This window comes from Streptomyces sp. NPDC050508 (genome assembly GCF_040655155.1).
Lineage (GTDB): Bacteria > Actinomycetota > Actinomycetes > Streptomycetales > Streptomycetaceae > Streptomyces.
Map to the genome: position 1 here is coordinate 443,034 of NZ_JBFAJJ010000007.1, position 23,196 is coordinate 466,229.

25 protein-coding genes are annotated in these 23,196 nt (G+C 69.3%); 13 read left to right on the plus strand and 12 right to left on the minus strand.

Features of this window, described 5'->3' with window-relative positions; genetic code table 11:
- Window positions 1-37: 37 nt before the first annotated feature.
- From AB0I69_RS22850 to AB0I69_RS22860, 3 genes are read right to left on the minus strand one after another with little or no spacing between them, the layout of a single operon-like run.
- Entirely contained in the window at window positions 38-1,213 is a 1,176-nt protein-coding gene (locus AB0I69_RS22850; protein ID WP_363097460.1) for an MAB_1171c family putative transporter, read from the minus strand.
- The gene (locus AB0I69_RS22855; protein WP_363097461.1) at window positions 1,210-2,394 is read right to left on the minus strand and encodes an MAB_1171c family putative transporter; all 1,185 of its coding nucleotides are present in this window, start codon (window positions 2,392-2,394) and stop codon (window positions 1,210-1,212) included. Before AB0I69_RS22855 ends, AB0I69_RS22850 begins: the two co-directional genes overlap by 4 nt.
- Window positions 2,391-2,930, minus strand: coding sequence for a toxin (locus tag AB0I69_RS22860; protein WP_363097462.1), 540 nt, complete (start codon window positions 2,928-2,930; stop codon window positions 2,391-2,393). Before AB0I69_RS22860 ends, AB0I69_RS22855 begins: the two co-directional genes overlap by 4 nt.
- 274 nt (window positions 2,931-3,204) lie before the next feature.
- Here AB0I69_RS22860 and AB0I69_RS22865 point away from each other — a divergent pair, with 274 nt between their 5' ends.
- The 5 genes from AB0I69_RS22865 (at window position 3,205) to AB0I69_RS22885 (ending at window position 8,952) form a co-directional block, all read left to right on the plus strand.
- Complete coding sequence (locus tag AB0I69_RS22865) at window positions 3,205-4,563, plus strand: extracellular solute-binding protein (RefSeq protein WP_363097463.1); 1,359 nt, start codon at window positions 3,205-3,207, stop codon at window positions 4,561-4,563.
- The gene (locus tag AB0I69_RS22870) at window positions 4,560-5,501 is read left to right on the plus strand and encodes a sugar ABC transporter permease (protein WP_363097464.1); all 942 of its coding nucleotides are present in this window, start codon (window positions 4,560-4,562) and stop codon (window positions 5,499-5,501) included. The genes AB0I69_RS22865 and AB0I69_RS22870 overlap by 4 nt, the downstream gene beginning before the upstream one ends.
- The gene (locus tag AB0I69_RS22875) at window positions 5,498-6,355 is read left to right on the plus strand and encodes a carbohydrate ABC transporter permease (protein ID WP_363097465.1); all 858 of its coding nucleotides are present in this window, start codon (window positions 5,498-5,500) and stop codon (window positions 6,353-6,355) included. Before AB0I69_RS22870 ends, AB0I69_RS22875 begins: the two co-directional genes overlap by 4 nt.
- Window positions 6,356-6,385: 30 nt before the next feature.
- Window positions 6,386-7,345, plus strand: coding sequence for an arabinan endo-1,5-alpha-L-arabinosidase (locus AB0I69_RS22880; RefSeq protein ID WP_363097524.1), 960 nt, complete (start codon window positions 6,386-6,388; stop codon window positions 7,343-7,345).
- A gap of 92 nt (window positions 7,346-7,437) precedes the next feature.
- On the plus strand, window positions 7,438-8,952 hold the full coding sequence (locus AB0I69_RS22885; RefSeq protein ID WP_363097466.1) for an alpha-N-arabinofuranosidase: 1,515 nt from the start codon (window positions 7,438-7,440) through the stop codon (window positions 8,950-8,952).
- A 12-nt stretch (window positions 8,953-8,964) separates the two neighbouring features.
- On the opposite strand, the gene AB0I69_RS22890 is transcribed toward AB0I69_RS22885, so the two are convergent.
- Window positions 8,965-11,949, minus strand: a complete 2,985-nt coding sequence (locus AB0I69_RS22890; protein WP_363097467.1) for a beta-galactosidase — start codon at window positions 11,947-11,949, stop codon at window positions 8,965-8,967.
- Between the two features lie 118 nt (window positions 11,950-12,067).
- Here AB0I69_RS22890 and AB0I69_RS22895 point away from each other — a divergent pair, with 118 nt between their 5' ends.
- From AB0I69_RS22895 to AB0I69_RS22905, 3 genes are all read left to right on the plus strand, one after another.
- Window positions 12,068-12,541, plus strand: coding sequence for an Rrf2 family transcriptional regulator (locus AB0I69_RS22895; protein ID WP_363097468.1), 474 nt, complete (start codon window positions 12,068-12,070; stop codon window positions 12,539-12,541).
- A gap of 2 nt (window positions 12,542-12,543) precedes the next feature.
- Window positions 12,544-13,095, plus strand: a complete 552-nt coding sequence (locus AB0I69_RS22900) for a TlpA disulfide reductase family protein (RefSeq protein WP_363097525.1) — start codon at window positions 12,544-12,546, stop codon at window positions 13,093-13,095.
- Window positions 13,096-13,202: 107 nt separating this feature from the next.
- The gene (locus AB0I69_RS22905; RefSeq protein ID WP_363097469.1) at window positions 13,203-14,138 is read left to right on the plus strand and encodes a sulfite exporter TauE/SafE family protein; all 936 of its coding nucleotides are present in this window, start codon (window positions 13,203-13,205) and stop codon (window positions 14,136-14,138) included.
- A gap of 58 nt (window positions 14,139-14,196) precedes the next feature.
- On the opposite strand, the gene AB0I69_RS22910 is transcribed toward AB0I69_RS22905, so the two are convergent.
- Window positions 14,197-15,036 (minus strand): intradiol ring-cleavage dioxygenase, encoded by an 840-nt coding sequence (locus AB0I69_RS22910; protein ID WP_363097470.1) that lies wholly within the window; start codon window positions 15,034-15,036, stop codon window positions 14,197-14,199.
- Window positions 15,037-15,303: 267 nt separating this feature from the next.
- Here AB0I69_RS22910 and AB0I69_RS22915 point away from each other — a divergent pair, with 267 nt between their 5' ends.
- Window positions 15,304-15,957, plus strand: coding sequence for a DUF4360 domain-containing protein (locus tag AB0I69_RS22915; RefSeq protein WP_363097471.1), 654 nt, complete (start codon window positions 15,304-15,306; stop codon window positions 15,955-15,957).
- Between the two features lie 67 nt (window positions 15,958-16,024).
- On the opposite strand, the gene AB0I69_RS22920 is transcribed toward AB0I69_RS22915, so the two are convergent.
- Window positions 16,025-16,795, minus strand: a complete 771-nt coding sequence (locus AB0I69_RS22920; protein WP_363097472.1) for an intradiol ring-cleavage dioxygenase — start codon at window positions 16,793-16,795, stop codon at window positions 16,025-16,027.
- Window positions 16,796-16,883: 88 nt separating this feature from the next.
- The gene (locus tag AB0I69_RS22925) at window positions 16,884-17,366 is read right to left on the minus strand and encodes a MarR family transcriptional regulator (protein WP_363097473.1); all 483 of its coding nucleotides are present in this window, start codon (window positions 17,364-17,366) and stop codon (window positions 16,884-16,886) included.
- Window positions 17,367-17,439: 73 nt separating this feature from the next.
- On the opposite strand from AB0I69_RS22925, the gene AB0I69_RS22930 reads away from it, so the two are divergent.
- The 3 genes from AB0I69_RS22930 to AB0I69_RS22940 all read left to right on the plus strand — a co-directional run bounded on the left by AB0I69_RS22930 (window position 17,440) and on the right by AB0I69_RS22940 (window position 19,920).
- Window positions 17,440-18,309: an alpha/beta hydrolase gene (locus tag AB0I69_RS22930; RefSeq protein ID WP_363097474.1), complete on the plus strand. Its 870-nt coding sequence runs from the start codon at window positions 17,440-17,442 to the stop codon at window positions 18,307-18,309.
- Between the two features lie 201 nt (window positions 18,310-18,510).
- A complete protein-coding gene (locus tag AB0I69_RS22935) occupies window positions 18,511-19,422 on the plus strand; it encodes an NAD-dependent epimerase/dehydratase family protein (protein WP_363097475.1) in 912 nt (303 codons plus the stop codon).
- A gap of 42 nt (window positions 19,423-19,464) precedes the next feature.
- Complete coding sequence (locus tag AB0I69_RS22940; RefSeq protein ID WP_363097476.1) at window positions 19,465-19,920, plus strand: hypothetical protein; 456 nt, start codon at window positions 19,465-19,467, stop codon at window positions 19,918-19,920.
- 58 nt (window positions 19,921-19,978) lie between these two features.
- On the opposite strand, the gene AB0I69_RS22945 is transcribed toward AB0I69_RS22940, so the two are convergent.
- Window positions 19,979-20,974, minus strand: coding sequence for a catalase (locus AB0I69_RS22945; RefSeq protein WP_363097477.1), 996 nt, complete (start codon window positions 20,972-20,974; stop codon window positions 19,979-19,981).
- Window positions 20,975-20,981: 7 nt separating this feature from the next.
- Window positions 20,982-21,416, minus strand: a complete 435-nt coding sequence (locus AB0I69_RS22950; protein WP_363097478.1) for a hypothetical protein — start codon at window positions 21,414-21,416, stop codon at window positions 20,982-20,984.
- A 53-nt stretch (window positions 21,417-21,469) separates the two neighbouring features.
- On the opposite strand from AB0I69_RS22950, the gene AB0I69_RS22955 reads away from it, so the two are divergent.
- A complete protein-coding gene (locus tag AB0I69_RS22955) occupies window positions 21,470-21,844 on the plus strand; it encodes a MerR family transcriptional regulator (RefSeq protein ID WP_363097479.1) in 375 nt (124 codons plus the stop codon).
- Here AB0I69_RS22955 and AB0I69_RS22960 read toward each other — a convergent pair.
- Genes AB0I69_RS22960 through AB0I69_RS22970 form a run of 3 tightly spaced genes read right to left on the minus strand, consistent with a single transcriptional unit; the run spans window position 21,822 to window position 23,136 of the window.
- Window positions 21,822-22,064, minus strand: a complete 243-nt coding sequence (locus AB0I69_RS22960) for a DUF397 domain-containing protein (protein WP_363097480.1) — start codon at window positions 22,062-22,064, stop codon at window positions 21,822-21,824. The genes AB0I69_RS22955 and AB0I69_RS22960 overlap by 23 nt on opposite strands.
- 14 nt (window positions 22,065-22,078) lie before the next feature.
- Window positions 22,079-22,315, minus strand: coding sequence for a DUF397 domain-containing protein (locus tag AB0I69_RS22965; RefSeq protein ID WP_363097481.1), 237 nt, complete (start codon window positions 22,313-22,315; stop codon window positions 22,079-22,081).
- Entirely contained in the window at window positions 22,312-23,136 is an 825-nt protein-coding gene (locus AB0I69_RS22970) for a helix-turn-helix transcriptional regulator (RefSeq protein ID WP_363097482.1), read from the minus strand. The genes AB0I69_RS22965 and AB0I69_RS22970 overlap by 4 nt, the downstream gene beginning before the upstream one ends.
- Between the last annotated feature and the right edge of the window lie 60 nt (window positions 23,137-23,196).

Consider the following 23,196-nt stretch of genomic DNA (forward strand, 5'->3'; position numbering starts at 1 on the left):
GTCGGCCAGAAAACAGGGGTGTTCGGGCACACGTACGTCAACGCTGAGTGGCCCTTACCGTACCCTCCGGTACGGCGGCGGTGAGCCGTGACCGGGCGAGTGCCCGCGCCAGCTCGACCAGCCCGCAGGTGTCGGAGACCTCCGTGGCGTAGAGCCGGTAGGTGCTCGGTGTGCCGAAGGGCTCCTCGCGGGCGGCGGCGCGGCGGGCGGCGTCGGCCACCATGGCCGCCTCGGCCACCACCCGGGCCTCGTGCGCGGAGTGGCCCGCGTGCAGGGCGGCGTACCGGGTGCGCTCGCGGACCCGGTCGTCGAAGTACGGGGCCAGCGCCAACAGGCCGTCGTGGATGGACACTTCGCGCCAGTGCAGCCGCATCCGGGGGAGCTGCCAGAGTGCGCTGGGCGGCTTCGGGGCGAGGGACGCGAACCGGACCTCCGACCATAACGGGCCCAGCCCGCGCAGGTCGTCGAGGTCCTGCCAGTGCGCGCGGGCGGCGGGCAGCAGCCGCGGCAGGGCGAAGCCCGCGGAACAGGTCAGGGCGGCCAGCGAGGCCATCGGCGGGGCGATACCGGTGGAGAGGAAGTCCAGGTCGTGGCCGGTCCAACGGGCCACCACCGCCGTGTACTTGACGAGCTGGAAGCCGACCACGTCCAGCAGTGTGCCGATGAGGATGAGGTGCAGCCCGGCTCTGAGCAGGCCGGTGACCTCCCGGGCCCAGGTGACGCACACGCTGCACATCGCGAGGGTGGCCGCGCTGTGTCCGAGCAGGTAGAGCACGATCATCTCGCGCATGTAGGGCGTGTTCGCGTAGTACGTGTCGAGGTCGGTGAGCCGCTCGGTGCTCGCGTCGGCCAGCGTGAACAGCACGACGATGGCGACGATCAGCGCGCCGTAGGCGGCCATGCTGCGCAGGACCATGCGGCGGATCCGGGCGGGGGAACCGCCCCGCCAGTGGATCAGCAGGACGAGCAGGGAGCAGCTGTACGCGGAGATCATGCCGTAGGTGAGGGGGGCGCCGAAGTTCGCGATGCCGGTGAGGCCGTTGACCGCGCTCAGGGTCGGCGGTGCCGCGCAGACGAGGCCCAGGGAGCCGAGGAGGATCGCCGCGCAGGTGGACCTGGTCAGCGGGTCGCGCGGCACGCTCAGGGGGCGGCGCAGCACGACGGTGCAGGACAGCCCGAAGACGGCGGCGGCCAGGTACACCATGAGGCTCATGCCCGCGAACTCCCTTCCGTCGTGCCGGTGCGCACCCGGGCGGCGGCGACGAGCGGGGACAGCGCCAGCGCGTCGGCGATGTGCACGAGGAGGGCGGTGCCGGGGGCCCGGTCGGGGAGCCGGCCCGGTTCGTCGACGGGTGCCAGGTGCGGGTCCCGGCCGCGCTCCTCGACGACGGCCGCGGCGACGGCCGCCGCCCACGCGGTCGCCTCGGCGCGCTCCGGGTCGTCCGTGGTCCGCGCCGCGGCCTCCAACGTCCGCTCGTACAGGGCCCGGTCGAAGAAGGCGTCCAGGTGGCCGAGCGCGTTGTGGATGCTGGTCTGCCGCCACACCAGCCGGGTGGCGGGGGAGGACCAGCGCGGCCGGGGCAGCCGTAGCGCGCGGCGGGTGAGGAGTTCGTCCAGTTCGCGTTCCAGCGGTTCGAGCCGGGCGTACGTCCGCCGGGCCTGCCACCGCTGGGTCAGCCGGGGTCCGGCCAGCGGGATCAGCACACCGATGACGATCAGGACCGCGCCCAGTCCCGCGAAGGCCGGTGACACGGTCGTGCCGAGCTTCGTCCAGTCCCGCCCGTTCCACCGCGCGATCACCGCGGCGAACTTGGTCAGGCTGTACCCGGCGCCGAACAGCGAGCCCACGCCCAGCGTGACCAGCCCCGCGCGGAGCCAGCCGCGCACCTGCCGCGCCCAGCGCAGCGACGACACCGTGGTGACGCTGACGGCGGCGAGGTGCCCGGACAGGTACAGCACGATCATCTCGGAGGTGAACGGCGTGTTCGCGTAGTAGGTGTCCAGGTCGGTGCGGCGCTCCACCGGGGTGTGGCCCAGCGTGAACATCACGGCGATGCCGACGAGGACGAGGGCGTACGCCACGATCCAGCGGCGGGCGGTGCGGTGGACGTGCGGTCCGCCCCGCCAGTAGACGATCAGGACCTGGGAGGAGGCGCTGTACGCGGTGATCGACGCGTAGGTGAGGGGCGCGGCCAGGTTCGGGATGCCGCTGAGGTGGTTGATCGCGCCGACGGTGGGCGGCGCCCCGAGGAAGAAGCAGGCCCCGGCCAGGCCGAGGAGCACACAGATGACACGGAGATAGGGGTCGCGCCAGTGGCGTATGAGATCCGGCGCCTTCACCAGCATGCCCAGCCACAGCAGGCCGCAGCTGAGGTAGTTGATCAGGCCGCTCATTTTCTCGTTCCGCGGTAGTTGAGGGCGGCTCCGATGCGCCCGGCGACCCCTTCGTGCGTACCGCCGTCGGCTACGGCGCTGTCGTGCGCGGAGTCCGCCGTGGCCGCGGACTCCAGCCAGGGCCGCAGCCGTCCGCTCATCAACATGCCGAAGCGGTCCGCCTCTTGTTCGTCGGCGAGGCTGAAGTCGGTGCGGGCGGCGACCGGTCGGGGGCCGCGCTCGGCGGTCAGCGTGGGGCCGGGCCGGGTGGTGCGCCGGTGCATGTGCCACACCTCGTGGCTGAAGATCACGATCTGGTGCCAGGCGGCGGCCCGCTTGTCGATCACGATGACGTCGTACGTGTCGCCCTCCAGCCACAGCCCGCTGGCGGTGTGCGGCGGGAACACCTCGCGGCGCACGACGACTTCACGCCCCCGCCAGCGGGTGACGGAGTCGACCAGCGCGTCGAACAGGGCCTCGGGGTCGGCGGGGACCGGGACGCGCATGGGGTCGATGAGGGCGCCGGCGAGCCGCCGCATCTCCTTCTTCGTGCGCACCGCTGCAATATGCCAGGACATACGCCGACTCAGCCACCTCACCGTTGCACAGCCGGTCCGAGGTTACGCGCCCACAACTGCCGACGTCATGTCATTCGGTGGCCGTTGTGGGACCGGGAACGACCGCTGTGTCCGGAAATCGACCCCGTGAATGAACGTTGCACTGTGCTCAACCCATTGACGCGGAAGCGCTTCGATTTTACGGTCCCGTTCGAAGTTACGAGCGACATACGGTATTTCGAACATGATAGGACTCCTACAGTAAGGGCAGGGAATGGGACTACCTGACCTGAATCGCAGGCACCTACTCACCACGGCGGGCGGCCTCGCGGTCGCCGGAAGCTTCGGTTTCGCGGCCCTCGGCACCGGCGCGGACGCCCTCGCGGCGGGCGCCAACACCCGCGTGACGTACTGGAACCTCTTCAGCGGCGGCGACGGCGGCAACATGGTCGCGATGGTCGACGCCTTCCAGAAGGCCACCCCGGACATCGCCGTCAAGGCCTCCACACTCACCTGGGGCGGCCCCTACTACACGAAGCTCGCCATGGCCGCCGCCGGCAGCCGCGCACCCGACCTCGCCGTCATGCACCAGGGCCGCGTACCCGGCTTCGCACCCGGCCGCCTCCTCGACCCCTGGGACATGGACCTCCTCACCAAGTACGGCGTGAAAGAAGCCGACTTCAACCCGGTGCTGTGGCAGCGCGGCATCGTCGACGGCAAGCTCTACGCCCTGCCCCTCGACATCCACGTCCAGCTGAACTTCTACCGCACCGACGTGTGCAAGAAGGCCGGACTCCTCGACGCCGACGGCAAGTTGCCCTCCGCCACCTCCGCCGACGACTGGTTCCGCATCCTCAAGTCGGCCAGGAAACAACTGAAGTCGGGTGTCCAGACCCTCGGCCTGCACGCCAACGACCAGAACTTCTCCTGGTGGTTCTTCGTCGCCTTCTACCAGCAACTGGCCGGAACGTATTTCAACGACGCCCGCACCGACGTCACCTTCGACACCCAAAAGGCCACCCAGGTACTGGAGTTCCTCCGCCAACACGTCACCGACGGCTACGCGATCGTCGGCGAGGCCGACGCCGAGGCCTTCCTCGCCGGATCACCCTTCACCTGGGAGGGCGACTGGTCGGTGCCGTACTACAGCGGCGCGAAGGTCGCCTACGGCGCCCAGCCGCTCCCGCCCGTCTTCGGCACCCCCGCCACCCACGCCGAGTCCCACTCCTTCGTCCTGCCCCACCGGTCCGACCGCGGCGGCGCCGCCAACGAGGGCGCCCACCGACTCGCCGCCCACCTCGTCACCCACGCCACCGCCTGGGCGGGCGGCGGCCATGTCCCCGCCTACCTCCCCACCTTCAAGGACCCGGCCTACCTCAAGCTCACCCCGCAGGACGAGTACTCCAGGCCCGCCATGGAGCACCCCGCCACCGAACCCCACATCTGGTTCGCCGGCTCCACCGGCATCCTCGCCCAGCACATCGGCCCCATCATCGCCGCCTCCAACCTCGGCTCCACCAAGCCGGATTCGGCGGCCCGCAGGATGAAGTCGGCCCTGGAACAACTCCTCGCGATGAAGAACCCGATGGACGGCCACACCGCCGCCCAGGAACTGACGGGAGCCGGAGCATGACCGCCACCGCCGCACCCGCCACCACCCTGCGCCCCCGCACGACCACCGCCACCGACTCCGCACGCGTCCGCTGGGGCCGCCGCTTCCAGCACGGCGGCTGGTTCGTCGCCCCGTTCTTCGTCCTCTACGGCCTCTTCGTCGTCGTCCCGGTCGTCCGCGGCCTCTACCTCAGCCTCACCGACGCCAACATCTCCGGCGACCACACCACCTTCGTCGGCCTCGCCAACTACCGCGAGGCCCTGAGCGACGACCTCGTCTGGTCCTCGCTGTGGCACAGCGCCAAGTTCACGCTGTGGGTCGTACCGATGATCGTCGTGGCCGCCCTGCTGATGGCGCTGATCGCCCACCACACCGTCCACTTCAAATGGCTGTGGCGCCTGTGCTTCTTCGCGCCCTTCCTCCTCCCCTCGGCGGTCGTCGGCAACCTGTGGTGGTGGCTGTTCCAGCCCACCAACGGCATGGTCAACCACGTCCTGGGCCTCCAGACCCCGTGGCTCGCCCAGAAGTCCACGGCCATGCTCGCCGTCGTCATCGCCACCCTGTGGTGGACGGTCGGCTTCAGCTTCCTCCTCTACCTGGCCGCCCTCCAGAACATCCCCCAACACCTCTACGAAGCAGCCGAGTTGGACGGAGCGGGCCCCTTCCAACGCCTGATCCACATCACCGTGCCCAACCTGCGCAACATCACCGGCCTGGTCCTCGCACTCCAGATCCTCGCCTCGCTCCAGGTCTTCGACCAGGCAGTCGTCATGTACCAATTCGGCCCCGGCCCCGAGGAATCGACCCGCACCTTCGTCCAGTACACCCTCGAACAGGGCTTCACCAGCTACCGAGTCGGCTACGCCTCCGCGATCTCCTTCATCCTCTTCCTCATCATCGCGACCGTCGCCCTCGGCCGGATGTGGCTGCTCCGCCGACGCGAGGAGGACGCCCGATGACAACCCCAACTCCCGTACGCCACAAGCCGCGCAGCACCTGGACCCCGGCGCAGATCGCCCTGACGGCGGTCGCCGCAGCCCTCTCCCTCATCTGGCTCTCCCCGCTGGTCTGGGCCCTGTCGACGTCCCTCAAAACACCGACGGAATCGGTGGCGTCCCCGCACTGGATCCCCAACCACTTCACCCTGGAGTCCTGGAAGGGCGTCATCGACGCCGGCAACATCCCCAACTGGTTCGTGAACTCCGTCGTGGTCTCGGTCTGCGTCACCGTGATCGTGCTCCTGGTCGCCTCACTCGCGGCCTACGGCTTCGCCCGCACCGAGTTCCGCGGCAAGAGCACCCTGATGGCGCTCACGATGGCGGGCCTGATGTTCTCCCCGGCGATCCTGGGCGTACCGCTGTTCACGACGGTCCAGTCGCTCGGGATGGTCGACACGTACTGGGGCATGATCCTCCCGCAGTGCGCCCCCGCGGCCATGGTCTACATCCTCTACAAGTTCTTCCAGTCGCTGCCGAAGGAGCTGGAGGAGGCCGCGTTCATCGACGGCGCCGGCCGCTGGCGGATCTTCTTCACGATCGTCCTGCCCCTGTCGAAACCGTCCCTCTCGGCGGTCAGCATCTTCACCTTCATCGCCTCCTGGAACAACTTCATCTGGCCGTACATGGTGACCAACAACCCCGACCTGATGACCATGCCCAACGGCATCGCCACCGTGCAGAACGCCTTCGGCATCGTCTGGCCCCAGCTCATGGCGGGCGGCCTCATCGCGGGCCTCCCGCTGATCATCGTGTTCGTCTTCTTCCAGAGCCAGATCGTGCGAGGCGTAGCCCACACGGGCCTGGCAGGCCAGTAACTCACCGATGGAGGTACTGAGTTGAAGCGCATGAGAGTGGCGGCCCTGCTCGCCGCCGCGACGATCGCCCTCCTCCCCACCACGGCCGGGGCCGACGTCACCTACCCCGACCCGCAGCCCATCACCGGCCAGCAGATCATCCACGACCCCACCGTCATGCACCTCAAGTCCGGCGGCTACGTGGCCTATTCGACCGGCGGGGTGATCGGCGCCCGCACCTCCAAGGACCGGGTCCAGTGGGACGACGCGGGCAACGCCTTCGCGGCGCCCCCGAGTTGGTGGTACGACTACAACTCGACCGGCGACCCCTGGGCCCCCGACCTCTCCTACCGGGACGGCCGCTACTGGCTCTACTACGCGGTCTCCTCCTGGGGCACCAACCACTCCGCGATCGGCGTGGCGACGTCCCCCACCGGCCTCCCCGGCACCTGGACCGACCACGCCAAGGCGTTCACCTCGGAGACCACGGACGCCTGGAACGCCATAGACCCGGCCATCGTCCAGGCCGACGGCAGACTCTGGATGGCGTTCGGCTCGTACTGGACGGGCATCCGCATGGTCGAACTCAACCCGGCGACAGGCAAGGCGATCCCAGGCGCAACAGTCGCCCAGCTGGCAACCCGCCCGGACGCCCCGTACGCGGTGGAGGGCGCGTACATCGTCCACCACGGCAGCTACTACTACCTCTTCGCCTCTTACGACGCGTGCTGCGCCGGCGTGAACTCCACCTACAAGATCCGGGTCGGCAGGGCGACGACGGTGACGGGCCCGTACGCGGACAGCACAGGCAAGCCAATGCTGGCGGGCGGCGGAGACCTGCTCCTGGCAACCCACGGCCGCTACATAGGCCCGGGCGGAGAATCCATCTTCCAAGACAAAGGTAAGGATGTCTTGGCATACCACTATTACGACGGAGAGGATTCAGGCACCCCCAAGCTCGGGCTGAACACCCTCAGCTGGACAAACACCGGCTGGCCAAAGCTGTTTTAGGGGCGCGGGGCTGTATCGATATGCGGCTCCGCCGCGTGAGCGCGACCAGCCCCCACAAAGCCGCAGACAAAACTCAACCCAGAAGGGCCCGCATGCGCACCGCCCGCTTCACCCTCGACCCCGCCTTCACGATCGGCGAAGTCAACCCCCGCCTCTTCGGCTCCTTCGTGGAACACCTCGGCCGCTGCGTCTACACCGGCATCTTCGAACCGGACCACCCCACCGCGGACGCGGAAGGCCTCCGCCAGGACGTCCTGGACCTGGTCAGAGAACTCGGCGTCACCACCATCCGCTACCCCGGCGGCAACTTCGTCTCCGGCTACAAGTGGGAGGACTCGGTAGGCCCAGCCGAGGACCGTCCCCGCCGCCTGGACCTGGCCTGGCGCTCGACGGAGTCCAACCGCTTCGGCCTCTCCGAGTACATCGCGTTCCTGAAGAAGCTCGGCCCGCAGGCGGAGCCGATGATGGCGATCAACCTCGGCACGCGCGGAGTCGCCGAGGCCCTGGAACTCCAGGAGTACGCCAACCACCCCTCCGGCACCACCCTCTCCGAGCAGCGCATCGCGCACGGCGACAAGAACCCCTTCGGCATCAACGTCTGGTGTCTCGGCAACGAGATGGACGGCCCCTGGCAGACGGGCCACAAGACCGCCGAGGAGTACGGCAGACTCGCCGCCGAGACGGCCCGCGCGATGCGCCAGATCGACGCCGGTGTCGAACTCGTCGCCTGCGGCTCCTCCTCCCAGGCCATGCCGACCTTCGCCGAGTGGGAGTCGACGGTCCTCCAGGAGACGTACGACCTGGTCGACTACATCTCGCTGCACGCCTACTACCAGCCGACCGACGGCGACCTCGACTCGTTCATCGCCTCGGCCGTCGACATGGAGTCCTTCATCGAGAACGTGGTCGCGACCGCCGACCACGTGGGCGCCCGCCTCAAGTCGAAGAAGAAGATCAACCTCTCCTTCGACGAGTGGAACGTCTGGTACACGTCGGACTGGGAGGAGCAGGCGAAGAACGCCGACCCGGCCGAGTGGCCGGAGGCGCCGCGTCTGCTGGAGGACCACTACAGCGTCATGGACGCGGTGGTCTTCGGCTCGCTCATGATCGCCCTGCTCCGGCACGCCGACCGTGTCACCGTCGCGTGCCTCGCCCAGCTCGTCAACGTGATCGCGCCGATCATGACCGAGCCGGGCGGCCCGGCCTGGCGGCAGACGACGTTCTTCCCGTTCGCGCAGGCGTCGCAGTACGGCCGCGGCCAGGTCCTCGACGTCCGCGTCGACTCCCCGACGCACGAGACACAGAAGTTCGGCGAGGCCGACCTGCTGCACGCCACCGCGGTGCGCGGCGAGGACGGCTCGGTCACGGTGTTCGCCGTCAACCGCAGCCGCACCGAGTCGCTCCCGCTCCAAGTGGGCCTGAACGGCCTGGACCTGACGTCGGTCGTCGAGCACAGCGCCCTCGCGGACGCCGACCCGGACGCCCGCAACACACTGGACGACCCGGAGCGGGTGGCCCCGCACATGGTCGAGGGCACCACACTCCAGGACGGCACCCTGACCGCCGTACTGGAGCCGCTGTCCTGGAACATGATCAGGATCAGCTGAACCCCATGGGTGTCAGCGGCCGGGGGAGGCCACCGGCGAGACCGGTACTCCTCCGGCCGCGCTCCCCAGCAGCGTCAGCCGTACGTCCTTCGGGCCCGCCGGTGTGGTGCCGTCGGACAGGACGGCCAGGGCGAGTGTGTTGGTGCCACGTGTGCGGAGGATCCCGTTCGGCAGGGCGAAGGTGTGTTGCGGGCCCACGTCGTTGATGTACTGGCCCATGTTCCAGCCGTTGAGGAAGATCTGGACGCGGTAGGCGCGCGCCGGGTCGTCGTCGAGGACGAGGCCGATCGAGGCGTCGATGCCGGTGTCCACGGCGAGCTTGAAGCTGGTCCGGTACCAGGCCACGCCCTGCCGCTTGTCGGCGCGGGGAAGGGTGACGGCCTCCCAGCCACCATCCGCGTACCCCGGCAGATGCCAGCCCTCCCGCTCGCCGTACAGCCCACCGTTGTTCTGCGGCCCGCGCACGGGATCGGGCGTAGTCTCACCCTGGAGTCGCCAACTCACCTTCGGCGAGGCGCCCTTGAAGGTCGCCGCCGTCAGGCCCCGGGCCACCTTGTGGGTGTCGAGGGCCTTGCCGTCCTGGTCGTGCTGCATCCGCCGCACCAGCACGGACAGGACGTGTGAACCGGCCGCGCGGAGATCCTTCGCCTTCTCCGGGACCGCGAGCGTCGCCTTCGCCGTCCAACTGCCCTGCCGCACACTGCTGGTGGTCGGCACCGGCATCCGGTGGGTGCCGAGCGGTTCGCCGTCGAGCCAGGCCATCAGCAGCCCCTGCGTGCCGGTGCTGTAGGCGAGGGTCACCGACTCCAGGGCGTCGGCCGTGCCGGTCGTGAACCGGCCCCGGTACCAGACGTCCCCGTAGTGGAAGCCGTAGTCGTCCGCGAAGAGCAGCGGCTGCCCGGAGGGAATGGCCGTGGTGCTGAACGTCGAAGTCCGGTTCGCCGCCGTCCACTTGGAGTCGTCGAAGGCGACCGCGGCCTCCGGGTTCTCCACCTTGCGCCGCCAGCCGCCGAGTGCGGGGAGCGGTACCGCGGGCACCCCCGGCAGCAGCGCGTCCGGGTTCGAGCGCAGGCTGCCCGCGTTGGTGACGGTCGCGGGCACGGGCTGCCCGTTCCAGGTGACGTCGGTGATGCCGCGCGGGCTCCACACCTCCAGGCCGGTCTCGCCGATGGTGTCGCCGGTGAGGTGGGCGGTCGTGCCTCTGAGCGTGGCCTCGCGCAGCAGTGCCGGGCCGTAGACCAGTGCGGTGCCCGAACCTGTCTCGTACGGCCACAGGCGTACGGAGGTCTCCTCGTCGGCGAAGAGCAGTACGAGGGAGTTGTCGACGCCGCCGGCCTGGACGAGGACCCGGGTCAGGCCGCCGATGCCGAGCGGGACGGTGATGTGCAGGAGGCCGCGGTCCCACACCCAGGCTGCCTGCGCGTCGAGCCGGGTCACCACCGGCTCCTCCGGGCACTCGACCACGGTGTGGGTCATCTCGCCGCGCTTCCCGGCGAACACGGCGATGTCCTGCCGGCCGGCGGTGAGGAACATCATCGGCGTGGCCGTCGAGTACCTCAACTTGCGCCCGCCGAGGGCGAGTTGGGTGACGAGGAGGCGGGCGTCCTGGGCGGGGACGGTGACCTCGATGTCGTCGGTCGTGGTCGGCAGCGTCGAGGAGACGTCCTCCATGCTGTCGTTGCGCAGGACGTAGACGTGGGAGCCGGTGTCGGCGTTGGTGAGGTGGTAGGCCTTCAGGCCCTCCACCGCGACGTCCGCCGCCCGGTCCAGCTTGGCGAAGTCGGGCACGGTCCGCAGCAGATGGCCGAGTTGGTGCATCGGGACGAGCTTCGCGGTCGGGTTGCGGCCCTCGTCGAAGGCGGCGCCGTAGTCGTACGACGTGTAGACGACCGGCGCCGGCAGCCAGCCCCACGAGGTGCCGCCGAACGTCATGTAGACGTTGTGGAGGGTGAGTCCGTTGGCGAGGTTGGTGAGGTAGAAGCGCCGTTCGTACGCCGCGTCACGTGTCCGGCGCGACTCCGCGTACCCCTTGCCGTCGAACCAGGACCCGCCCCACGGATCGAACCAGCCACCGCCGAACTCCGGTACGAAACCAGGGGTCTTGGGGCTGGCGGTCGCCCCGCCCTTCGCCCCGCCGATCCCGAAGTGGCCCCAGTCCGGCGGGGGTTGGGTCGGCGTCGGATAGCCGTCGAAGCCGTACAGCCAACCGCCCGTGTCGCCACCGGTGTCGAAGGAGCCGGGGGTCCAATAGCCGTTGCGGCCCTTGTCGTTGTGGAACAGGGGGACGTCGATGCCGTCGGCGCGCACCTTCTTGTACAGGTGGGACATGTAGGCGGCGCCGGACGGCTGGGTGGTCTGGGCGTCGTACTCGTTCTCGATCTGGTAGAGCAGGACCGTGCCCGTGCCCTGGGTGAACAGGTGCTTGGAGACGATGGAGTTGACCTGCGTCAGCCACTCGTCGACGTGCGAGAGGTAGGTCGGATCGGCCGTCCTGGCGGTGCCCTTGGTGGCGGTCAGCCAGCCGGGGAAGCCGCCCGCGTCGATCTCCGCGTTGATGTACGGACCGGGGCGCAGGATGACGTAGAGGCCGGTCTCGGCGGCCATGCGCAGGAACAGGTCGAGGTCGCGGACGCCCGTGAAGTCGTAGTGGCCCTGGGCGGGGGAGTGGTAGTTCCACGAGACGTAGATGCTGACGGCGTTGTAGCCGAAGGCGCGCATCTTCTGCAGGACGTCGCGCCACAGGGACGGGCTGGGCAGCCGGAAGGGGTGCATCTCGCCCGACCACAGGACCAGGCGTCTGCCGTCGACGAGCAGGGAGTAGCGGTCGTAGCCGATCGTGTGCGGCTGCCCGTCCGCGCCCGGTGGGGCGGGCGGCGGGCCGGTCGGCACGACGTGCGCGGCGTACGCGTCGGGGGAGGCGGCGCTGCCACCGCCCAGCGCGAGTCCGAGCGCGGCAGTGCCCGCGAGGGTGCTGAAGGTACGCCTGCTCAGCTCCACTGGAAGCTCCTCCCGGGTCCGGACCGTCGGCGGCACGTGCGAAGCCATTTTCCGTGGTGATCCCAGGAGGCCGTCGTGCGGGGCCATTCTCTACGCCAGAACGGACCACAATGGACGCATGAGGATCTCGGCACGGGCGGATTACGCGGTACGGGCGGTACTGGAGCTGGCCGTACGGGGTGACGACGGCCCCCTGAAGGACGGTCCGGTGAAGGCCGAGACCATCGCCGGCGCGCAGGACATCCCGCACAAATTCCTGGAGGGAATCCTCGGCGACCTCCGGCGCGCCGGGATCGTCGACAGCCGGCGGGGCGGGGGCGGCGGCTACCGGCTGGCGCGCGACGCCACCGCGATCACCGTGGCGGACGTCATACGCGCCGTGGACGGCCCGATCGTGTCGGTACGCGGCGAACGGCCCACCGGCCTTGCCTACACTGGCTCCGCCGAACCCCTCCTCCCCCTGTGGATCGCGCTGCGCGCCAACGTCCGTAAGATCCTGGAGGGCGTCACGCTCGCGGACATCGCGGCGGACGAACTGCCGGAGCCGGTACGGCGGTTGGCGGCGGAACCGGCGGCCTGGGAGAACCCGTGACGATGCGGAGTGCCTGCGCGGCGGTGGTGGCTGTCTGCGCGGCTCTCGCCGGCTGTTCCTCCCCGGTACCGGCCAGTGACGCCAGTCCCGGGGATCCGTTCACCCGGACCTTCGCGGAGGGCCGGCGTCCCGCTGTCGCGGATCTTGCCGGGACCTCGTTGGAGGGGAGTGCCGTCCGGCTGTCGGACTACCGGGGCGAGGTCGTGCTGATCAACGCCTGGGCCTCCTGGTGCGGCCCCTGCCGGGCGGAGGCGCCCGAGCTGCGGTTGGTCCAGGAGACGTGGGGCGGGCGTGGGCTGCGGGTGCTGGGGCTCGACAACGACAGCAGCCGTGCCGCCGGGCTCGCGTTCCAGAAGGACCACCACCTGAGCTATCCGTCGCTGCACGATCCGTCGGGGAAGCAGGCCCTGCGGCTGCCGCGCGGGCTGGTGAACACGCAGGTGATGCCGTACACGATCGTCGTCGACCCGGAGGGGAAGGTGGCGGCGACTCGGATCGGAGCGGTGACGCGGAACCAGCTCGCGAAGATCGTCGAGCCGCTGCTGCCGAAGTAGTCGTCCTCATTCGTGTCTCAGGCTGCGTTCAGATTGACCCCCTAGCGTCACCTCCCGTTCATCCCTACCGGATCGGTGGGAAAGCCAGGGACGACGGGACGCACCACATGCGCACGCTGATACTGCTCGCCCTCGCGGGCCTGGGAGCCCAGCTCGTGGACGGCAGCCTCGGTATGGCCTACGGGGTCACCTCGACGACGCTGCTGCTGGCCATGGGCACGAATCCGGCCGCCGCCTCGGCCACGGTCCACCTCTCCGAGATCGGTACGACGCTGATGTCCGGGGCCTCGCACTGGCGCTTCGGGAACGTGGACTGGAAGGTCGTCGCGAAGATCGGCGTACCGGGCGCGGTCGGTTCGTTCCTGGGTGCGACGGTGCTGTCGAAGCTCTCGACGGAGGTCGCGGAGCCGGTGATGTCGCTGGTCCTGCTCGGGCTCGGTGTCTATGTCATGTCGCGGTTCACCTTCAAGGGCCTGCCGAAGGGGCAGCTCGGCAAGCCGCTGCGGAAGCGGTTCCTGACGCCGCTCGGCCTGGTCGCCGGGTTCCTGGACGCGACCGGCGGGGGCGGCTGGGGGCCCGTCGGTACGCCCGCGCTGCTGGCCAGCGGGCGGATGGAACCGCGCAAGGTGATCGGGTCGATCGACACGAGCGAGTTCCTGGTGGCGGTGGCCGCGAGTCTCGGTTTCCTGTTCTCGCTCGGCTCGCAGGGCCTGAAGTGGACCTGGGTGATCGCGTTCCTGCTGGGTGGTGTGGTCGCCGCGCCGGTCGCCGCCTGGCTGGTGCGGCTGGTGCCGCCGCGGGTGCTGGGCTCGGCGGTCGGCGGGATCATCGTCGTGACCAACGTCCGTACGCTCCTGAAGAGCGACTGGATCGGTGCGGCGGGCGGTGCGTCGAGTGCGCTGAGCACTCCGGTGTACGTCGTCCTGTACGTGACATGGGCTGCCGCCCTGGCGTACTCGGTCCGCGCCCATCGCCGGGAGAGGGCGCTGGAGGCGCGGACCGAGTCCGAGTCCGCCGAAGGGCGGCAGCCTGTCGGTGTGTGATCGGCGATCCCCGATCAGTGCTTCCTGGTCATCCGCCTCCTGATCATGTGCTTCCTGGTCAACTCGTGCTGACGCCCACGGTGAGCGTGGCCGTGTATCCGTCGGACACACTGGAGCCCAGCGCGGTCAGCGTGAGCAGGCCGGACGCGGCGCCGCCGTCGTCGTAGACGGTGTCGTCGGCGAGGGCCGTCTCGGCGGTGGTGTTGTCCGAGTACGGCGAACTCGCCTGCACCTCCTCGTTGACGTCGGCGTCGAAGAACAGCTGGCCGGTGTGGACGAGCGTGCCGCCGGTGTACGTGCCGTCGGCGAGCGTCACGTCCGTGTGCACCCGCATATGGACGTGGACGGCGCGGGAGACGTAGTGCCCCGGCCAGATGGAGATGAGAGCCGCCTCGCCGTCGGAGTCGGTGAGGACACCGCCGCGCAGGAACGTGCCGTCGTCGTCCTCCGTGTGGCCGTTCTTGCCGACGAACCCGGAGTACTCGCCGAGCGCGTCGCAGTGCCACAGCTCGACGAGGGCGTCGGCGAGCGGCGCGCAGTCGTTGTCCTGGTCGACGACGGTGAAGGTGTACTGGACCTCGACGCCTTCCTTGGACTCCCTGATGTCCTCGCGGATCAGGGCTCCGTCGAGCGAGTACGGGCCTTCGGTGACCTCGGCGGTGAGGGTGCAGACGCTGCTCGTGGCCGACGCGGACGCGTCGGTGGTGACGGTGGTCGTCGATGTCCCGGTGGTGGTCGAGGTGGTGTCGGCCGAGGCGAGTCCGGCTGCCGCGAGGCCGCCCGCCAGGGCCACCGTGCCGCCGCCGATCAGGACGCGGCGACGCTGGACGCCCTTGTCCCGGCGATGCCGGGCGGGCGGTTGAACGTGCTGCTCGTCGTGCTCTCGTTTTCCCGTCATGGCAGTGAAGCTAGGGCCGCACCTGAAGGATTCCTTAATGTGCGGCTGTGAAGGGCCTGGGGACGGATCGGTCAACTCCCCGTTATTTCAACAGAGTTCATACACTGTGGAGAAGGTGTGAAAGGCGCATCTGTGAATGGCCTGAGTTCGCCCTGACCGCCTCCTGTGCGGCTACCTACGATGCGAGCGCGCCGTCGGTCTTCACAGGAACTTCATTGTTTCTTCAAAGACTTGGGGCGCAGCCACCCCCCAACACAAGGAGAAACCATGCCTGGTGGGCTCCTCCTGAGCGGCGCTCTCGCCGCTCTTGTCACCACCGTGCTGCCCGCGCAGCACTCGTCCTCGCCCGTGTTCGACGACCCGCCCCCGGACAAGATCGTCATCAACGTCGCCACGGTGAACGGCTCGGGCTGCCCGCAGGGCACGACGGCGGTCGCCGTCTCCGAGGACAACACCGCCTTCACGGTGACCTACAGCGCGTACCTCGCCCAGGTCGGCGGCAACTCCGACCCCACGGCGTTCCGCAAGAACTGCCAGCTCAACCTGGTCGTCCACGTCCCGCAGGGCTTCACGTACGCCATCGCGAGCGCCGACTACCGGGGCTTCGCCTCGCTCCAGCCCGGCGCGAGCGGTGCGCAGAAGGCCTCGTACTACTTCCAGGGCTCGTCGAACACCGCGAGCAAGAACCACCCCTTCAGCGGTCCCTACGACGACAACTGGCAGGCGAACGACACCACGGACATCGCCCAACTGGTCTGGGCGCCCTGTGGAGTTCAGCGCAACTTCAACATCAACACGGAGCTGCGGGTCAGCGCCGGCACGTCGGCGCCCGGCGCGGTCAGCTTCATGACGATGGACTCGACGGACGGCGACATCAGCACCGTGTACCACATGGCGTGGGAGCACTGCCCGGGCTCCTGACGTGCGGTGCCGTGAGGTGACATGAGGAAGGGGTGGCCCGTCTCGCACCGCGGGCCACCCCTTCGGATCAGCTCTGGGCGACGCCCAGCGTCAGGGTGCCCGTGTAACCGGACGAGGTCGAACTGCCCAGCGCCGTAAGGGTCATGAGGCCGGACGCGGCGCCACCGTCGTCGTAGATCGAGTCCTGGGCGAGGGTGGTGCGGGTGACCGTGTTGGTCGAGTACGGGGAGACCTTGGCGACGGCCGTGGTGATGGTCTCGTCGATGAAGAGCTGGCCCGTGTGGAGTTCGCTGCCGCCGGTGAACGAGCCGTCCGAGGTGAGCGTGACGCCGGTGTGCACCTTGACGTGGATGTGCACGCAGCGGCCCCGGTACCAACCCGGGTAGATCGTGGTGATGTTGGCCAGGCCGCCGGCGTTCGTCAGGACACCGCCGCGCAGGAAGGTGCCGTCGTCCGGCTCGCTGTGGCCGTTGTTGCCGACGTAGCCCGAGTACTCGCCGAGCGCGTCGCAGTGCCAGATCTCGACGAGCGCGTTGGGAATGACGGCGCAGGTGCTGTCGTTCACGACGGTGAGGGCGAGTTTGAGCGGGATGCCGGCCTTGCCTTCGGTGACGTCGGTGCGGACGAGGGCGCCGTCGAGGTAGTAGGGGCCTTCGGTCATCTCCTTCGTGAGGGTGCAGACTGCCGCCGCGGCGGCGGGAGTCGCGTCCGCCGTGGTGGTTGTGGGGGTTTGGGGAGCGGCGGCGCCCACGGCCAGTACGGCGGCCGTGGTGCCGGTGGCGATCAGGACGGTACGGCGCCCGACCGGGGTGGGGGTGGCTCCGGTGTTGTCTGTCATGGACACGGCACCCTAGGAGCGGAAACTGTCGCCCGGCTGTGCGAACGGTAAAGTGACGGTCCGTCAAGTTAATTGCGAGACACGTGAGTTACGACGGCTGCTGACGGCGCCCGCCCTCCGTGAGCTCGGCGAGCTCGGCCAGTGTTGCCGCGATGCCCGGCAGGAGGTCGGCCGGAATGTGGTCGAGGACCCGGCGCCGGGCACTGGCGAGGTGGGAGGGCTGCGCCGCGTGCATGGCGCGCAGCCCGGCATCGGTGAGGACGGCCTCGCTGCCGCGCGCGTCCTGGCCGTGGCGTTCCTTGCGCACCAGGTCGTGACGGGACAGGCCGTCGATGATGCGCGTGACGCGCGGCGGGGTGACGCCGGAGGCGGCGGCGAGCGCGGACATGCGCATACGCCGGTCGGGCGCCTCGCTCAGCAGCAGCAGGACGGCGAACTCGGTCATGGTCACGCCGGTGCGGGACATGTCCTGCTCCAGGGTGCGCGGCAGGGAGTGGACGAGACGCCCGAGGCTCTGCCACAGCAGCAGCTCGTCGGCGGTGAGCGGATCGGCGGCGGGAGTGTTGTCCATGCGACCACTGTATTTGACTAGTTAAGCAAGTGGGTGCAATGGTTGCTTAACTAATTAAGTAAGAGGTGACCGTATGACCCTCAAGGCACCCGCACCGGACGGCTTCACGCACGCCGTCGCCGATGTCGACGGCGTCCGACTCCACTACGTCGTGGGCGGATCAGGCCCCGCCGTGGTCCTCGTCCACGGCTGGCCGTTCAGCTGGATCGAGTGGCGGGCGCTGCTGCCCCTGCTCGCGGCACGCGGCTTCACGGTCGTCGCGCCCGACCTGCGCGGATCCGGCGACTCACAGATCCCGCCCGGCCACTGGACCAAGCGCGAGGAGGCCGAGGACCTGCACCGCCTGCTGCGGCACCTGGGCCACGACCGGGCCTTCGTGGTCGGCACCGACGTCGGCACGATGACCGCGCACGCGTGGGCCCAGGCCCGTCCCGACGACGTGGCCCGACTGGTGCTCAGCGAGGCGTTCCTGCCCGGCTACGGCCTGGAGGAGCACATGAACCCCGCCACCGGCGGCTCGTGGCACTTCGGTTTCCACGCGCAGAGCGACCTGGCCGCGATGCTCACCGCCGGCAAGGAGGAGCAGTACCTGTCCGGCTTCTGGTCGATGATGACCGGCGGCGGCATCACCGCCACCGACCGCGCCGACCTCCTCCGCACCTACACCCGCCCCGACGCGATGCGCGGCGGCTTCGAGCACTACGCCACCCTCGTCGAGGACGGGCGGACGGCCCGCGCAGGCGACCGCCTGACCATGCCCGTCCTCGTCCTGAACGGCGAACACGGCCTGCCCCAGGACGTGTTGCTCAAGGGCGCCCGCGCAGCCGCCGATGACGTGCGTCACGACACCGTCCCCGGGGCCGCGCACACCTTCGCGGCCGACAACCCGGCTTGGACGGCCGACCGGCTAGCCCGGTTCTTCGCCCCAACTTCCGCCGCCTGAGCCCAGTACTTGATCCCGTCACCTGACCCGCCGCCGCCCGGCGCGCGGCACGACTGCCCCGGGGGCCGCGCACACTCTCGCCGCCGACAACTCGGCCTGGACGGCCGACCGGCTGACCCGGTTCTTCACCCCAACTTCCGCCGCCACGCCTGCCGTTTGACCTACGGCCGGCCAACCCGACACAGCACACGGAGCACTCTCATGCAGATCCTCGTCATCGGCGCCACCGGCTACGCGGGCCGCCGTGTCTCAGCCGCTCTCGCCCGCGCCGGACACACTGTCCTGGGCCTGGCCCGCGACACCTCGGCCCCCGCGGCCCACGCGCTCACGGCGGACGAAGTCACCCCGGTCGAGGGCGACTTCGGCAAGCCGGAGACCTGGCGCGACCACCTCGACGGCACGGACGCGGTCGTCCACCTCCTCCTGGACCTGAGCGACCCGGTCGGCGGCGACCAGCGCCTCTTCGCCGAACTGCTCGCCGCCCAGGACCGCGACGGCCGCAGCCGCCACCTCGTCTTCACCACCGGCATCTCCTCCTACGGCCGCACCGGCCTGCCCCTCATGGACGAGAACACCCCCGGCAACCCCGAGAGCCCCATAGGCTTCCGCTTCGCGCTGGAACGGGAGTTGGCCGCCTCCGGCCTCGCCCACACCGTGGTCCGCCCCGGCTTCCTGTACGGCGGCCCCGCGAGCACCTCCATGACCGCCCAGTGGTTCGCCGCCGCGGAGGCGGGCAACCCCGTCTTCTACGGCGACACCGCCAAGCGCTGGAGCTGGGTCCACGTCGACGACCTCGCCGACGCCTACGTCCGCATCCTCGACAACCCCGCCGCCGTGGACGGGGAGACCTTCGTCATCGCCGACGACCAGCGGCTGACCGCCCTGGACATGCAGCGCGCCGCCGTACGCGCCGTCGGCCACACCGGTGAGATCGCCCTGGAGAGCGCGGAGGCGGGCGGCATGATGCAACTGGCCGCCGACCAGGACGAGTTGGTCACCAGCGCCAAGGCCCGTCGCTTCCTGGGCTGGACCCCGCGCCACACCTCGTTCACGGACGACCCGGCCCGCCACTACCGCGCCTGGAAGGCGGCTCGGCCCGTCAGTACTCGGTAACTCGGACATGTGGTTGCCGCGGGGGTGGGAGAAGATCACCCGGTGAAGACCTTCGATCCCCGACGTGCGGAACCCGGCCGCTACCCGCGACTTGAGGCCGCCCTCGCCACCGTCAACCGCGACCTCGCGGCAACCCTCCCCGACCAGCCGCCGCTCGTGCTGATGGCCTGGGAGGAACAGGTCTACGTCGCCGTGTCCGACGGCACCTGGCACCACAACGGTCTCCAGGAACCGGACGACGATGCCCCCGACGACTTCGCCCTCGGCCCCGTCGCGGACGCGGCGCAGGAGACGATGGCCGACCGGCTCTGGCTGGTGTGGCCGATGTGCCCGTCCCACAAGATCGGCACGCATCTTCGCCCCGAGGGGACGGCGGCCGACTGGGACTGGGACGACGGCGGGAGCGGGCGTCTGGTGTGGTGGTGCCGGGGCGGTACGGGCGGTGGCGACTGCCATGACCTCGCGCCGGTGGGGGAACTCGGCGGGGAGCGGGGGTGAGTTGGAGAAGTGTGACACTTCGGCGGAGAGTGTCCCACTTCTGGGGGGAGGGTGGTGGTCAGGGGGCGAGGCGGCGCTCGGCCGAGACGGAGTAGGCGTGGCGCCGGAACGCCAGCATCTTGTCGTCGGACGCTTCCACGCCCGGGGCGAGACGCGTCGGGTCGAACACCTGCCGCTGCCAGTGCTCCTCCCGCGCCGATCGGGCCGTCACGTGCAGCTGCCCGGCCGGGATCAGCGGCCGGTGCTCGGGCCACGCCTGGGAGGGATCGTGGGTCGGGTCGTCCGGCTCCGCGAACTGGCACACCAGGGTGAAGGAGACGGGCCCGGTTTCGAGCCGGGAGTCGAGGTCACCGATGAGGAAGTCCGGGGCCAGCTTCTCGGCGTACGCGGAGTCCAGTTCGACCTCGCCCAGTTGGGGCACGAGGCGGTAGCGGAAGGGCCGGCGCTGACCCGACTCGTCCACCAACACGAAGGCGTGCAGGCCGTCGTAGCGGGCGGTGGCGAAACTGGCGGGCGCCTGCTGACTGGCGAAGGACTTCAACGCCCCCCGACTTTCCGGGTGTTGGGCGAGAACGGTGGCGAACTTCCCGGCCGCGGCCAGCTTCCCCTTCGCACGGTCGGCGAATCCACCCTCGGTACCGGCCTTGCCCAACGCCTCGACGAGGTCGATGAACCCCTCGGGATTGTGACTGGGGAAGACCCGGAAGGTCGCGGCCACCAGGTCCATGACGCCCTTGTCGCCATCAAGGAACTTCACGGCCATACCGCGTACGCCACGCACCCGGTCGTCGGCGTCGAAGCGACCCGAGCCGTTCGAGAAACGGACGACCGCGTCGGACTCGGCGGTCAGAACGGTGGCGGTCGTCCACGTCGTGATCTGCCCGCTGGGAACGAAGCGCGCGTCGTAGACGGCTCCACGGGCGTGCAGGCGCCGGTCGTGCGGACGCGGGGGCGCCGCGGCCTCGATCCGGTCGACGGCCTGGGCCGCGGTCATTCCGTCCTCGGTGACAGAGGAGTCGGAGGAGTCAGCGGAGTCCTGCGGTGACTGTGCCATGGCCGCATCATCGCACTCGCGGTTCCCGCATTCCTGTTCCGGGACGACACCACGGCGCCAGTTGGAGGACTCCGAACGCCGCCTCCACACAGAGGAACAGCCACAGGAAACGCGGGGCGCCCTGCGCGAGGGCGTAGGCCTGCCAGGCGGTGAAGAGAACGCGGGCCGTCCCGTCGAGCAGCCCGTACAGAGCCAGCGGCCGGACGAGCCGCAGGACGGCCCAGACGACCACGACCGACCCCATCAGATTCGCGTACAGGGTCTGTATCGGATCGAGTTCGGGCAGTACGCCCAGCCCCCAGTCCCGGCCCAGTGACGAGAGTGCGTCGTGCACCATCGCGTACGTCCACGGGGTCGCGAAGCCGGCCGTGACGACGAGGTCGTACCAGGCGCTGGCGCGTACGACACGGAGGTAGGAGGTGGGGCGGGGAGTGATCGTCATGCCGCTCACGCTAAACAGTGGAGTGGGGTCCAAGGTCAAGTCATCATGTGGGCATGCGTATCGGGGAGTTGGCGGCACGGGTGGGCCTGAGCAGGGACGCCCTTCGGTTCTACGAACAGGTGGGCATCCTCACCAGCGAGCGCCGACCGAACGGCTACCGGGAGTACCCGCCCGAGGCGGTGCCCTGGCTGGAGTACGTCCGTACGGCGCAGGCCCTCGGATTCTCGCTCGCCGAAATCGCGGAGCACGGCGAGGAGTTGAGCGACGCGCCGGACCAGGCGGAGGCGCTGTCCGCCCTCTTCGCCGACAAGATCCGGATCATCGACACCCGCATGGCCGAACTGGCCGCCCTCCGCGGCGAGTTGACCGCCCGCGCCGGAACGGAGTGCCCTCTGCGCAAGCAGGTCAGCTCCGCGAAGAGCGGATGAACTCCGTCCATGTGGTGGGGGAGAGGGCGAGTTGGGGGCCCTGGGTGTTCTTGGAGTCGCGGATGTGGATGGTGGAGGGGCAGGTGGCGATCTCTACGCAGTCGCCGTCACCGCTGCTGCTGTAGCTCGACTTGTGCCAGGAGATGGCGACTTCCATGCAGTCGCCATCTCCGCCGCTGCTGTAGCTGCTCTTGAACCAGGCCAGTTCAGTGGTGCTCATAGCGGAGCCCCCGATCACAGGGTGACGATGAACTTGGTCCAGGTGGCGGGGGCGAGGGCCAGTTGGGGGCCGTCGGTGTTCTTGGAGTCGCGGATGTGGATGGTGGAGGGGCAGGTGGCCACCTCGACGCAGTCGCCGGAACCGCTGCTGCTGTAGCTGGACTTGTGCCAGGAGAGGGCGACTTCTACGCAGTCGCCGGAACCGCCGCTGCTGTAGCTGCTCTTGAACCAGGCCAGCTCAGTGGTGCTCATAGGTCTCCTCGCATGCGCTGCAACAGGCTCAAGGAGTCCTGGATGGTGAGAGCCTGCGATCGCATTCTGGCATATCGCATCTGGAGCATGCTCACCACTTTTCGATCAGCTACAAGCAGTCCGCTCTCCTGCCCTTCGCAGTAGGCGTACCACCGGTTGCTGGGCTCTTCGAGCAACTGCATAGGGCCGTCCAGCCCTGCGTGGCTCTGCCGGACCTGCGGCATGATCTGGACCTCAACGTTGCGCAGTGCGGCGACCTCCAGCACATAGTCGATGAGCCCCAGGGTGACCTCAACTCCGCCTGTGCGGCGTAGAAACAGACCCTCTTCGAGGATGAAGCTGAACGCTGTGTTCGGCCGTTCCCGCAACAGTCGTTGCCGCTTCTCCCGTTCCACCCACTGAGCCTCGATCTGCGCATCGTCCATCGGCGGCAGCTGCTCGGTGAACAGCGTGCGAGCGTACGCCTCCGTCTGCAACAGCCCAGGAACCAAGCGGCATTCGTACGTGTACAGCGTGATCGCCGACTTTTCCTTCACCGCCCACTGCCGGAACCAGGACGCCAACCCTGGCCGCCGCTCCAGATGTTCCGCACCCCGCCGTACCGCCCCGGTGTTGCCCAGCACCGGCTCGGAACGTTCCACGTACAGCGCATCCGGCATCCGCCTCCCCAACTCCACCGACTCCACGGTGTGTTTGGAGTACCTGATCTGCCGCCCGAACTCCTCCCTGCTCAACCCCGCATGCTCCCGCAACGCCTGCAACATCGCCCCAAACGTCCGCAGGCTGTCGGATACTTCGGGCTCGCCGCTGCCCTCGACCATGGTCACCCACCTCCCGCGCACATGGTTACGGAACGTAGCGCGTACTGTCCAGCATGTGAC

Bases quoted from the DNA above. Each gene is read 5' to 3' on its own strand.
- AB0I69_RS22905 (WP_363097469.1), top strand. From the start codon at position 13,203: ATGCGCACGCTGATACTGCTCGCCCTCGCGGGCCTGGGAGCCCAGCTC.
- AB0I69_RS22875 (WP_363097465.1), top strand. From the start codon at position 5,498: ATGACAACCCCAACTCCCGTACGCCACAAGCCGCGCAGCACCTGGACC.
- AB0I69_RS22970 (WP_363097482.1), bottom strand. From the start codon at position 23,136: ATGGTCGAGGGCAGCGGCGAGCCCGAAGTATCCGACAGCCTGCGGACG.
- AB0I69_RS22870 (WP_363097464.1), top strand. From the start codon at position 4,560: ATGACCGCCACCGCCGCACCCGCCACCACCCTGCGCCCCCGCACGACC.
- AB0I69_RS22945 (WP_363097477.1), bottom strand. From the start codon at position 20,974: ATGGCACAGTCACCGCAGGACTCCGCTGACTCCTCCGACTCCTCTGTC.
- AB0I69_RS22910 (WP_363097470.1), bottom strand. From the start codon at position 15,036: ATGACGGGAAAACGAGAGCACGACGAGCAGCACGTTCAACCGCCCGCC.
- AB0I69_RS22935 (WP_363097475.1), top strand. From the start codon at position 18,511: ATGCAGATCCTCGTCATCGGCGCCACCGGCTACGCGGGCCGCCGTGTC.
- AB0I69_RS22895 (WP_363097468.1), top strand. From the start codon at position 12,068: ATGAGGATCTCGGCACGGGCGGATTACGCGGTACGGGCGGTACTGGAG.
- AB0I69_RS22955 (WP_363097479.1), top strand. From the start codon at position 21,470: ATGCGTATCGGGGAGTTGGCGGCACGGGTGGGCCTGAGCAGGGACGCC.
- AB0I69_RS22865 (WP_363097463.1), top strand. From the start codon at position 3,205: ATGGGACTACCTGACCTGAATCGCAGGCACCTACTCACCACGGCGGGC.
- AB0I69_RS22920 (WP_363097472.1), bottom strand. From the start codon at position 16,795: ATGACAGACAACACCGGAGCCACCCCCACCCCGGTCGGGCGCCGTACC.
- AB0I69_RS22900 (WP_363097525.1), top strand. From the start codon at position 12,544: ATGCGGAGTGCCTGCGCGGCGGTGGTGGCTGTCTGCGCGGCTCTCGCC.
- AB0I69_RS22950 (WP_363097478.1), bottom strand. From the start codon at position 21,416: ATGACGATCACTCCCCGCCCCACCTCCTACCTCCGTGTCGTACGCGCC.
- AB0I69_RS22960 (WP_363097480.1), bottom strand. From the start codon at position 22,064: ATGAGCACCACTGAACTGGCCTGGTTCAAGAGCAGCTACAGCAGCGGC.
- AB0I69_RS22880 (WP_363097524.1), top strand. From the start codon at position 6,386: ATGAGAGTGGCGGCCCTGCTCGCCGCCGCGACGATCGCCCTCCTCCCC.
- AB0I69_RS22915 (WP_363097471.1), top strand. From the start codon at position 15,304: ATGCCTGGTGGGCTCCTCCTGAGCGGCGCTCTCGCCGCTCTTGTCACC.
- AB0I69_RS22965 (WP_363097481.1), bottom strand. From the start codon at position 22,315: ATGAGCACCACTGAGCTGGCCTGGTTCAAGAGCAGCTACAGCAGCGGC.
- AB0I69_RS22855 (WP_363097461.1), bottom strand. From the start codon at position 2,394: ATGAGCGGCCTGATCAACTACCTCAGCTGCGGCCTGCTGTGGCTGGGC.
- AB0I69_RS22850 (WP_363097460.1), bottom strand. From the start codon at position 1,213: ATGAGCCTCATGGTGTACCTGGCCGCCGCCGTCTTCGGGCTGTCCTGC.
- AB0I69_RS22885 (WP_363097466.1), top strand. From the start codon at position 7,438: ATGCGCACCGCCCGCTTCACCCTCGACCCCGCCTTCACGATCGGCGAA.
- AB0I69_RS22930 (WP_363097474.1), top strand. From the start codon at position 17,440: ATGACCCTCAAGGCACCCGCACCGGACGGCTTCACGCACGCCGTCGCC.
- AB0I69_RS22925 (WP_363097473.1), bottom strand. From the start codon at position 17,366: ATGGACAACACTCCCGCCGCCGATCCGCTCACCGCCGACGAGCTGCTG.